This is a genomic window from Bacteroides sp. L008, from assembly GCF_040812255.1.
GTDB classification, from domain to species: Bacteria; Bacteroidota; Bacteroidia; order Bacteroidales; family Bacteroidaceae; genus Bacteroides; species Bacteroides vicugnae.
This window is the reverse complement of sequence record NZ_JBFNXO010000001.1, coordinates 775,310-787,172: the sequence shown is the minus strand read 5'-3', so window position 1 is coordinate 787,172 and position 11,863 is coordinate 775,310. Positions and strand designations below refer to the sequence as shown.

Genomic DNA, 11,863 nt, shown 5'->3' with positions numbered 1-11,863 from the left:
TAAAAGCATAATAAACGAATGAAAACTAAAAAGATTATCTTAATCGCTGTGGCAGTCGTTGTGGTAGCAGGTGCAGGAATCTGGTTCTTTGCAGGTTCACCGGCCAAGCACAAAGTCACCTACGCCACTGCCAACGTGAGCAAAGGCGATATTTCAAATTCGGTGACTGCTACCGGAACCATCGAACCGGTGACGGAAGTAGAAGTCGGTACACAGGTTTCCGGTATCATCGACAAGATTTACGTAGATTACAACTCGGTAGTAACCAAAGGACAGTTGATTGCCGAAATGGACCGTGCCACATTGCAAAGTGAACTGGCATCACAACAGGCAACGTACGATGGTGCAAAAGCCGAATATGAATATCAGAAGAAGAATTATGAACGCAGCAAAGGCTTACATGAAAAGTCACTGATTAGTGATACGGATTTCGAACAGGCCCTCTACAACTACCAGAAAGCAAAAAGCAGTTATGACAGCAGTAAGGCATCGCTCGCAAAAGCGGAACGTAACCTGGCTTATGCTACTATCACCTCACCGATTGACGGAGTAGTCATCAGCCGTGATGTGGAAGCAGGACAAACCGTTGCTTCCGGATTCGAAACTCCGACACTGTTCACCATCGCTGCCGACCTGACACAGATGCAAGTGGTAGCCGATGTGGATGAAGCCGATATAGGCGGCGTAGTAGAAGGCCAGCGTGCCAGCTTCACGGTAGATGCTTATCCGAATGATGTATTCGAAGGTGTAGTTACACAGATTCGTCTGGGAGACGCAAGCAGCACGAGCAGCACAAGTACCACTACTACAGTGGTTACTTATGAAGTTGTAATCTCTGCTCCCAACCCTGATCTGAAACTGAAACCGCGTTTGACGGCTAATGTCACGATCTATATTCTTGATAAAAAGGATGTGTTGTCCGTTCCGAACAAAGCACTGCGATTCACACCGGAAAAACCTCTAATCGGCAATAATGACATCGTAAAAGATTGCGAAGGCGAACACAAACTCTGGACTCGTGAAGGAACTACATTCACCGCTCATCCGGTAGAAATCGGAATCAGCAACGGTATATCTACAGAGATTATCAGTGGTATTTCCGAAGGAACAAAAGTTGTGACAGAAGCTACCATAGGAGCAATGCCCGGTGAAAATGTAGCCGCTGAAGGGAATCAGGAAAGTGGCGGAGAAAGAAGTCCGTTCATGCCTAGCCGTCCGGGAAGTAAGAAGAAATAATAATTATTAAAGAGGGTGCCATAATGAATAATAAAATGCAGATTAACGCGATTTATCGCAAAAATAATTGTATAAGTCATTGATTAATATATCAATATAATTGAAATAATCTGCGATAAATTGCGTTAATCTGCGTTTTGACACACTCTCTTAACACATTATTTACGATGAAAAAAGTAATTGAAATACAAAATATCAAACGTAACTTTCAGGTAGGCGACGAAACTGTCCACGCATTGCGGGGCGTTTCGTTCAATATCAATGAAGGGGAGTTTGTCACCATCATGGGGACTTCCGGTTCGGGGAAATCCACGCTGCTTAATATATTAGGCTGTCTGGACACCCCAACCAGCGGAGAGTATCTGCTCGACGATATTCCTGTACGTACGATGAGCAAGCCTCAACGTGCGGTACTAAGAAACCGGAAGATTGGCTTCGTGTTCCAAAGCTACAACTTGTTACCTAAAACGACGGCTGTAGAAAATGTGGAACTACCGCTTATGTACAACTCTGCCGTGAGCGCTTCCGAACGCCGTCGCCGTGCCATCGAATCCTTACAGGCTGTAGGATTGGGAGACCGCTTGGAACATAAATCCAACCAGATGTCCGGTGGACAGATGCAACGCGTTGCCATTGCACGCGCATTGGTCAACAATCCGGCAGTGATTCTTGCCGACGAAGCGACCGGAAACCTCGACAGCCGTACCTCTTTCGAGATACTTGTACTATTTCAAAAGCTTCATGCAGAGGGACGTACGATTATCTTTGTCACACATAATCCCGAACTTTCGCAATATAGCAGCCGGAATATCCGTCTGCGTGACGGTCAGGTTATAGAAGATACGACCAATCCGAAAATTCTGTCTGCCGCCGAAGCGCTGGCTGCATTGCCGAAAAACGACGAGGATTAATAATTATTCAATGTGCCGATATACTAATGTGCCGATTGCTGTACAATAAACAGCTTGGGTGACTATACCTTCAGGAAATTACCCCATTAGTATATGGACAAATTAGCAAATTATTCATTATGAATGGAACTAATTTATTTAAGATAGCTCTCCGGGCATTGGCGAACAATAAGCTGCGTGCTTTTCTAACCATGCTCGGTATCATTATCGGTGTTGCTTCCGTCATCACGATGCTGGCTATCGGACAAGGTTCGAAGAAAAGCATCCAGCAGCAGATTTCCGAGATGGGATCGAACATGATTATGATTCATCCGGGAGCCGATATGCGTGGAGGTGTCCGTCAGGACCCGTCTGCCATGCAGACTTTGAAGCTTGCCGACTACGAAGCCTTGCGCGATGAGACAAGTTTCCTGTCCGCCATCAGTCCCAATGTTTCATCATCGGGACAACTCATTGCCGGAAACAACAACTACCCGGCTTCCGTGAACGGTGTCGGAACAGAATATCTCGACATCCGCCAGCTGACTGTTGAAAACGGAGAGATGTTCACAGAAGCCGACATACAAAGTTCGGCCAAAGTGTGTGTGATCGGAAAGACGATAGTAGACAATCTTTTTCCGGACGGAAGTGATCCGGTAGGTAAGATTATTCGTTTCAGTAAAATACCGCTTCGTGTGGTAGGTGTGCTCAAAGCCAAAGGCTACAATTCTATGGGACAAGACCAGGATGCAGTAGTGCTTGCACCATACACCACAGTGATGAAACGTCTGCTTGCCGTTACATATTTGCAGGGAGTGTTTGCCTCTGCCCTCACCGAAGATATGACGGATTATGCTACTGACGAAATCAGTACGATCCTGCGTCGCAACCATAAACTGAAAGCTTCGGATGATGATGATTTCACCATCCGTACCCAACAGGAATTGAGCACGATGCTCAACTCAACCACCGACCTGATGACAACCCTGCTGGCTTGTATCGCAGGCATTTCGCTGGTAGTGGGTGGTATCGGAATTATGAATATCATGTATGTATCCGTTACGGAACGCACCCGTGAAATCGGTCTGCGTATGTCCGTCGGTGCACGTGGAGTCGATATTCTAAGCCAATTCCTTATCGAGGCCATCATGATTAGTATCACGGGAGGTATCATCGGAGTAATTATCGGTTGCGGGGCCAGCTGGATTGTCAAGAGCGTAGCGCATTGGCCTATCTATATCCAGCCGTGGAGCGTATTCCTTTCCTTCGCAGTATGTACCATTACGGGCGTCTTCTTCGGATGGTATCCGGCTAAGAAAGCAGCAGATTTAGACCCGATAGAAGCCATCAGATACGAATAATTGATTGACAACCGTCGGTTGTCAATTAAAAAAATTATCTTTGTCTTTATGAAACAAACCTTTACATCCGCACGTCGTCCCCTGGAGATACTGATACACATTATCAGCTGGGGGATTATGTTCGGTTTCCCGTTCTTCTTCGTTGAACGTGGAAACGGGAACATTAACTGGATGGCCTATATACGCCATCTTGCTGTACCACTCTCTTTCATGATTGCGTTCTACGTGAATTATTTCATTCTTGTTCCCCGTTACCTGTTTCAGAGTCAGGCCAAAAGATATATCGTCTACAACATTATCTTTTTATGTGTCATCGGCATTTTGTTACATCTCTGGCAAAGCCTGACATTCGATCCGTCATTTATGCCCAAATCCAAAAGACCGGGGATGCCTCCGGGATGGTTGTTCTTCCTTAGAGATATGTTGAGCCTCGTATTTACTATCGGCCTAAGTGCCGCTATCCGTATGAGCGCGCGATGGACGCAGAATGAAGCTGCCCGCAAAGAAGCGGAACGAAACCGTGCGGAAGCGGAACTGAAAAATCTACGGAACCAACTGAACCCTCACTTTCTGCTGAATACGCTGAATAATATCTATGCACTGATTGCATTTGATTCGGACAAGGCGCAACAAGCAGTTCAGGAGTTGAGCAAACTGCTTCGTTATGTGTTATATGATAATCAACAGACATACGTTCCTCTCTGCAAGGAGGTTGATTTTATCCGGAATTACATTGAACTGATGCGCATCCGCTTGTCGGCCAATGTACAGATGATTACTAAATTCGATATTCAGCCCGACAGCCAGACGCTTATAGCCCCGCTTATCTTTATCTCATTGATAGAGAATGCTTTCAAGCATGGCATCTCCCCTACTGAATCGAGTTTCATCAGCATTCATCTTTCGGAGAATGATAAGGAGGTGATTTGCGAAATCCGCAACAGTAATCATCCAAAGACAGTGGAGGATAAAAGTGGCTCGGGTGTGGGACTGGAGCAAGTCAGCCGCCGGTTGGAGATTCTTTATCCCGGGGCTTATACTTGGTCGAAAGGCATCTCAAAGGATGAAAAAGTATACGAATCGAGATTAAGCATCAAGATCAAAGAGTAGATTTCAAAACATTGGATATAAGAACTTTAGATATAAAATAGTATGATGTTACGTTGTGCAATTGTTGACGATGAGCCGTTAGCTCTTAGCTTGTTAGAGAGTTACGTGAATAAAACCCCGTTCCTGCAACTCGTAGGAAAGTATTCCAGTGCGGTTCAGGCAATGAAAGAATTGCCTGGCGAAGAGATTGATCTCCTGTTTCTGGACATCCAGATGCCTGAGCTTAATGGTTTGGAGTTTTCGAAGATGGTAGATCCGCACACCCGCATTGTGTTTACCACTGCTTTCGGACAGTATGCCATCGACGGTTATCGTGTCAATGCACTCGATTACCTGCTGAAACCGATCTCATACGTCGATTTCCTGCAAGCCGCCAACAAAGCCCTTCAATGGTTCGAACTTGTGCAGAAACCGGAAGAGATAGACAGTATCTTTGTGAAAAGTGACTACAAACTGGTGCAAGTGGACTTGAAGAAAATCATGTATATCGAAGGACTGAAAGATTATATTAAAATATATACGGAAGATGCTTCCAAACCCATTCTATCACTGATGAGTATGAAAGCAATGGAGGAACTTTTACCTTCCAGCCGTTTCATACGTGTGCACCGCTCATTCATCGTACAAAAAGATAAGATACGCGTGATCGACCGCGGCCGTATTGTTTTTGACAAGACATATATTCCTATCAGCGATAGTTACAAACAAGTTTTTCAGACTTTTCTTGACGAAAGGAGCTGATTATTCATGAATTTATCGGTAAAAAAGTGATTTTTGTCGATTATAGTTTGTCAAAACCCGTTTTATATCTACCTTTGCAAAGAACAGAAAGGGATTGTGAAATTCCAAGAATAGAATAGTTTAGTTAAGTCTAGTTTAGTTTTTGTGTTGATAGCTCCCTCGTCGGCGGACGAACTAGGGAGCTATTTTTATATCTGATAATCAACTAATTACAGTATAAACCGAACTAAATTGTATTCATATTAGTAGCTATATATGAGACTCAAAACGTCACTTTTGACGCTATTTAATGGTCGAAAAATGGTCGGATTATGGTCGGAAAATAACCGTATTAAAATCTGATTATGAATAGATTACAGTAAAATAAATTTCGGATTATGGTCGAAAACCCCATTTTCCAATAAAAAACACAAATTATGGCTACATTATCGTTAGTAATTATTCCCTCGAAAGTACTATCTGACGGAACACATAAAATAAGAATCAGAGTCGCACATAACTCTGATACAAGATTTATCACAACAGACATTACGGTTCACGAAAACGAATTTAAGAACGGGAAAATAATACGACGTCCGGACAAAGATTTCCTTAATACTAAATTACAACAGCAATACAACATATATTTTAAGCGATATATGGAACTTGAATACACCGATTCTCTAACCTGTGCACAATTAATCAAAATGATAACTACCCCACGGTCAGGGGAAAAGCATCGCAAATTTGAGGACATCGTAGATGAATACCTTTCTCAAATCGACGAAGAGGATCGTGAAAAAACTTACAAGCTCTACAAATTAGCGACAAACAAGTTTCTTCAATTCGTGGGGCCTGGTTCTCTCATGGAGCATATTACTCCTATTCGAATAAACCAATACATATCATGGCTGACAAAAGCAAAGCTTTCGAGTACGACAATCAACATCTACATTACACTTTTAAAGGTTATCATCAACTATGCAACGAAAATGAGATATGTCAGTTATGATGTAGATCCTTTCATTACAGCAAAGGTACCATCGGCAAAGAAGCGAGAAACACAAATTACGGTAGAAGAATTGAAAACAATCAGAGATGCGAATCTGGAACATTATAATCTCAATGTAACACGGGACATCTTCATGCTAACATATTATCTTGCCGGTATGAACCTAGTAGACATATTAGCGTATGACTTCCGAGCAGATGAGATAAACTATGTACGGAAGAAAACAAAGAATACAAAAGAAGGCGAATGCCTGATTTCTTTCTCAATACCTGAAGAAGCTAAACCCATCATCAACAAGTATATGAAAAAAAGCACTGGAAAGATTGTTTTCGGGAAATATAAGAATTACGTATCTTGTTATAACCTGCTGGCCAGGAAGATTAATAAACTAGGGAAAGTTGCAGGAATCAAACATCGGTTCACCCTATATTCAGCTCGCAAATCTTTCGTCCAACATGGATACGACCTCGGAATCCCTCTTAGTACACTGGAATACTGTATCGGTCAATCTATGAAAGAAGATCGCCCAATTTTCAACTATGTTACTATTATGAGGAAACACGCAGATAAAGCAATCCGGGAAATACTTGATAATTTAAAATAATTTGTATCTTTGCATCATCAAGATAATACGGACATAATTCGGATTATTTTGGTTTGACTTGGTGAGGGGGTGGTTCCCCTCACTTTTTTTATGTACACACCGAACTTTATTCTCAATTCGATAGTAACACCTATGTAACCCTTCCAAAGAGTTTGTTGATTGTGTGCTGTTGATGGGAAAGGAAACAATGAAGGAGCTTAATAGCTCCTTCATCCCTTATACCATATAGCCATTCCTTCACACCATATCACCAGTAGTAGAAATATAAAAGATTCATTTTAGTTATCTTCGTTTCAAAATCCACATGAGCAAATCCCATCTGCTTTTTGTTATTAGCAGAGAAAGGGGATTAATTATGAAAAAGCAAATAAGAATACATAAGATAGATGTCAGTAGCAACCTTCCACTGCAATTTGCAGATGAAGGTATCAAAGCCGGTTTCCCCTCTCCTGCTCAAGACTATCTGGAACAGGCTATAGACTTGAATAAAGAACTTATTCGCCATCCGGACAGTACATTTTACGGGCGCGTAGTCGGAGACTCAATGAAGGATGAGGGAATAGAAGAAGGTGATATACTTGTAATTGACAAGTCACTTGAATTACTGGATGATGATCTTGCCGTGTGCTTTATAGACGGGGAATTTACTGTCAAAAGAGTAAGATTAGAACCTGATGCGGCTTGGCTGGTTCCCTCCAATCCTGATTATCCCTTGATTAAGGTAACAAAAGATAATGAGTTCATGGTATGGGGAATAGTAACTTATACAATTAAAAAGAATCGGAGGAAAAGATAATGTTCGGATTGATGGACTGCAATAACTTCTATGCAAGTTGTGAACGGGTATTCAACCCGTCACTTAATGGAAAACCTGTCGTTGTGTTATCAAACAATGACGGATGTGTTATTGCGCGAAGCAACGAAGCCAAGGAACTAGGGATAAAAATGGGAGTTCCGGCATATCAAATTAAAGATCTGGTAAACGCTCATAGAGTTGCTGTATTCAGTAGCAATTATACACTATATGGTGATATGTCCGGACGCGTAATGTCTATTTTGGCAGGATTAGTACCCGAACTGGAAGTTTATTCTATCGACGAAGCATTTATCAACCTTGACGGTATTCAAGATATTCAATTACTTGGAACAAAAATAGTAAACCAGGTAACACGTGGTACCGGTATCCCTGTTAGTTTAGGTATTGCCCCTACCAAGACGCTTGCAAAGGTAGCTAATAAGTTCGCAAAGAAATATCCTGCATACAATCGGCTATGTATCATTGACTCCGAGGAAAAAAGAATCCGTGCACTTGAACTTACCGAAATTGGCGACATTTGGGGAATCGGACGTAGACAAGCAGCAAAGCTCGAAAAGCAAGGAGTGAAAACAGCCTATGACTTTACCCTATTGCCTGGCTCATGGGTACGCAAGAATATGACGGTAGTAGGTGAACGTACATGGAAAGAACTTCGCGGTATCTCGTGTATTGACATGGAATCAGCTCCACCGGCCAAGAAGCAAATTTGTACTTCACGGAGCTTTGGCAAGATGATAGAAGACATTGACACGATGGCTGAAGCTATTGCTACTCATGCTTCCACCTGTGCTAGAAAACTTCGTAAACAGAAGTCTTATGCAATGTCTCTGATGGTATTCATTCACACAAATAACTTTCGAGAAGATCTTCCTCAATATTGGAAAAACACCGTTCTACATCTTCCGGTACCAACAAACGACACGCAAGAGATAGTACATTATGCGCTAGCCGGATTAAAGACAATATTCATGCAAGGCTATCAATATAAGAAAGCTGGGGTTATCATCACTGAAATAACTGAAGGTGCCCAGCTTGGACTTTTTGATTCTGTGAATCGAGAAAAGCGGGAAAAGCTTCAGCAGGCAATAGATAAGATTAATGGAGAACACAGCCAGCTAGTTAAATTAGCAATCCAGGGTACAGGAAGAGATTGGAAGCTTAAACAAGAACAACTCTCTGGGCGTTATACTACTGACATCAATCAAATTATAAACATTAATTGCCTATAACATGTGCTTTCATAATAGTATGAGTGCTAAGGCTATCAAATTAGCAGCCCGGTACGGCCGTAAATCGGACATCGTTGAAATATACCAAGATATACTCAACGAGCAGTATCACGTGAATGCGTTCAACTTCCCCAAATATCCTATTATCACCACTTCAGACGAAGTGCAGGTTTTCAACTGGGGATTAATACCTTTTTGGACGAAAGATGAAACTAATGCTGATGAGATACGGAGAATGACACTTAACGCACGGGCGGATACTATTTTTGAGAAACCGTCTTTCCGGGAGCCGGTCATGAAGAAAAGATGCATCGTACCGAGTACAGGGTACTTTGAATGGAGACATGAAGGGAGCAAAAAGATTCCTTATTACATCTACCTGAAAGATGAGACTATATTTTCAATGGCAGGAATTTATGACCGATGGCTAGACAAAGAGACAGGAGAAGAATATGATACATTCTCTATTATTACCACTGATACCAATCCTCTTACTGATTACATTCACAACACCAAACATCGGATGCCGGCTATCCTATCTAAAGAGGACGAAGAAAAATGGCTAAGTCCATCTCTGACAAAGGAAGATCTTGAATCATTACTACAGCCTTTTAATGATGACAAGATGGATGCTTATCAAATTGAGAATAACTTTATAAAGAAAGCTCCAAACGATTCGAGTATTCTGCAGAGAGCATAAAAATAGGTAGCATATAAGCTACCTATTAATCATATTTTACTCAAAAATACTCCCAACCCTCAAATGTATTTCTTTCAATTCTCCGTCTTTCAACCCTACTATAAATAGCTTCTATTTGGGCTGCTGTTAATTTCTGAATTTTGTCTATTAGAACTTTTAAATCAACACTTAAATCTGTAGTCAGAGATGGATTCAACTTTTCGGCATCTCTACAATACGCTATTAATGACTCGGGATTATATCTAAACGGACCTTCAGGAATAATCTTATCCGTTGCACGTAAAAAGAAAAACCATTCATCTGGTGTAAATTTACCTCTAATCTCTTCCATGCTATAAGCACAAAGATATTGATATCTATCAATTGCACGCACAATAGTCACATTCATACTATCTTCTCCTTGAATTGCTTCCAAAAAAACAGAAGAACCAAACGGAATTCGAATTGTTATTGTCTTTGTATCTACCATAATATATGCCCGTAACCGATAGCGCAGATTTTAATTTATTTCCAGCAAAAGTAAAGCAATAATATTTAATTGCAAAATAATTGCAGCCTTTTTCTCAAATTAAAATATACCCACTCTACTATTACAATACAAGTATTATTTAATGGCAAATTTTCTCTTCACAAACATTTTACTGTGAGCAAAGTCATGAAGGTCAATTAGCATCGCTAATCTCTTTATTTCCTGTTCATTTCTCAACACCTTTATTACTCTTGTAAAGTCTGAATATGTAAATCGCAACCAGTGACAATAAAACTCTTCATCAATTATCCAAGGAACATCTGAATTAGTTCGATTACCGCTCCTATAACAAGTATATATGCGTTTAAGGATATCCTGTTCGAAATTCCACCGATATTCCCATTTTAACTTTTCTGTGGTAATAACCTCCATTTCGTGCAAGTATTCAAATACGTCTTTTACAGATACGTATATTACTCCATCCTTTTCAATATATCCAATCTTCTTTGCCATAATGTTTAATTTTAAAGTTGCACAAACTTACTCATATCTTCAAGAATAGTACTTTTCAAAACATATAAATAAGTTAAATTAAACTATGAATACATATTTTATATATATAAACATAAGAAGATAAGCACAAAATAAAAAAGCCCCGACTACACTTAGTCGAGGCTCATTCTTTTTGGAGTATATAACGTATTGTCTCCCGCTTTCGAAAATTAGCAACTTTTCCGTAGAGAGATGATACAACAGACATCCACGTCTGTACACAAATATACTATTATTTTTTTAATTTGAATACTATTCTGCTAATTATTAGAGAAAATGAAGATTAATGACTCTAGCATTTTACAGAGAACATAAAAATAGGTAGCATATTAGACTACCTCATTCGTTCTTTTATTACAAGCCAATCAATCTATTATACATTTCTAAATTCGGGCGACGGAGTTCATTTTTTATTATCTGGGCCTCAAAAAGCATGCTATTAGAAACAAAAGTATTAGCTTGTAAGCATTTACCATTTATATACTCACCTAGAATCATGCCATCATTTATAGATGAAACATACCTCTTAGACTCATCGTTATAATCGATAGAAGAACCCGGGTTATGGCTCATGTAATATTCAATAATATCTATTCCTGATAAATTTATACCATTAGGTTTTAAAAAACGCTCATTATATCTACTAAAGAAATGAGGAGTAATATTCTCTATAGTCATGTCATCCCAAAGACGTAACATGACAGCTCCTAAGCCATAGCTTTGATAAAGTGCATAATGAAGAACTGCGGTTTTCTTACGATATGAACGGTTCATTGCAAAAATGCAAATTATCCATTTAGTATGAGTTTGAGGTGAATTCCATTCTAGACGACGATAAGCTGGGAAAATCTCAGTTTTTAGAAAAAATCGTTTCGAATCATCCACAAAACGGCGAGTACGATCCCAAAGAAGATCAGCATCCTTCTCTATTTCTTTTTGCATCTCCTCTATACTCATTGTATTTACTATCATAACTTATTTTTAATGGCAAAGTTATAAAAAATCTGCTTATACTAAGTTTAGGCACAAATGTTATCAATAATATTTTCTAAATATTCTAATTGTATAGGCAAAGAAAAGCCCTGAATCTTTCAATCCGGGGCTGCTACCTACCCGCTGACAAGTAAACTTCTACAATGCGAAGATAGTGATAATTGCTGGAT

At 40.3% G+C, this 11,863-nt stretch carries 12 protein-coding genes; 9 read left to right on the top strand and 3 right to left on the bottom strand.

Going from position 1 to position 11,863, the window contains the following annotated elements; translation table 11 throughout:
- The first annotated feature begins 18 nt into the window (after positions 1-18).
- From AB3G73_RS03250 to AB3G73_RS03210, 9 genes are all read left to right on the top strand, one after another.
- Complete coding sequence (locus tag AB3G73_RS03250) at positions 19-1,236, top strand: efflux RND transporter periplasmic adaptor subunit (protein WP_148367320.1); 1,218 nt, start codon at positions 19-21, stop codon at positions 1,234-1,236.
- A 167-nt stretch (positions 1,237-1,403) separates the two neighbouring features.
- Positions 1,404-2,147, top strand: a complete 744-nt coding sequence (locus AB3G73_RS03245; protein ID WP_004300330.1) for an ABC transporter ATP-binding protein — start codon at positions 1,404-1,406, stop codon at positions 2,145-2,147.
- A 119-nt stretch (positions 2,148-2,266) separates the two neighbouring features.
- Positions 2,267-3,487: an ABC transporter permease gene (locus tag AB3G73_RS03240; protein ID WP_099145813.1), complete on the top strand. Its 1,221-nt coding sequence runs from the start codon at positions 2,267-2,269 to the stop codon at positions 3,485-3,487.
- 48 nt (positions 3,488-3,535) lie between these two features.
- Entirely contained in the window at positions 3,536-4,597 is a 1,062-nt protein-coding gene (locus AB3G73_RS03235; RefSeq protein ID WP_099145814.1) for a sensor histidine kinase, read from the top strand.
- Between the two features lie 42 nt (positions 4,598-4,639).
- Positions 4,640-5,338 (top strand): LytTR family DNA-binding domain-containing protein, encoded by a 699-nt coding sequence (locus AB3G73_RS03230; protein WP_148367324.1) that lies wholly within the window; start codon positions 4,640-4,642, stop codon positions 5,336-5,338.
- 416 nt (positions 5,339-5,754) lie between these two features.
- Positions 5,755-6,933, top strand: a complete 1,179-nt coding sequence (locus tag AB3G73_RS03225; protein WP_367742735.1) for a phage integrase SAM-like domain-containing protein — start codon at positions 5,755-5,757, stop codon at positions 6,931-6,933.
- A gap of 355 nt (positions 6,934-7,288) precedes the next feature.
- Positions 7,289-7,729, top strand: a complete 441-nt coding sequence (locus tag AB3G73_RS03220) for a LexA family protein (protein ID WP_367742731.1) — start codon at positions 7,289-7,291, stop codon at positions 7,727-7,729.
- An 11-nt stretch (positions 7,730-7,740) separates the two neighbouring features.
- Complete coding sequence (locus AB3G73_RS03215) at positions 7,741-8,979, top strand: Y-family DNA polymerase (RefSeq protein WP_367742726.1); 1,239 nt, start codon at positions 7,741-7,743, stop codon at positions 8,977-8,979.
- A 1-nt stretch (position 8,980) separates the two neighbouring features.
- On the top strand, positions 8,981-9,679 hold the full coding sequence (locus tag AB3G73_RS03210; RefSeq protein ID WP_367742721.1) for an SOS response-associated peptidase: 699 nt from the start codon (positions 8,981-8,983) through the stop codon (positions 9,677-9,679).
- Between the two features lie 40 nt (positions 9,680-9,719).
- On the opposite strand, the gene AB3G73_RS03205 is transcribed toward AB3G73_RS03210, so the two are convergent.
- The 3 genes from AB3G73_RS03205 to AB3G73_RS03195 form a co-directional block, all read right to left on the bottom strand.
- Positions 9,720-10,148, bottom strand: a complete 429-nt coding sequence (locus AB3G73_RS03205) for a hypothetical protein (protein ID WP_367742718.1) — start codon at positions 10,146-10,148, stop codon at positions 9,720-9,722.
- A gap of 135 nt (positions 10,149-10,283) precedes the next feature.
- Entirely contained in the window at positions 10,284-10,661 is a 378-nt protein-coding gene (locus AB3G73_RS03200; protein WP_367742714.1) for a hypothetical protein, read from the bottom strand.
- 393 nt (positions 10,662-11,054) lie between these two features.
- A complete protein-coding gene (locus tag AB3G73_RS03195) occupies positions 11,055-11,672 on the bottom strand; it encodes a hypothetical protein (RefSeq protein WP_367742712.1) in 618 nt (205 codons plus the stop codon).
- Between the last annotated feature and the right edge of the window lie 191 nt (positions 11,673-11,863).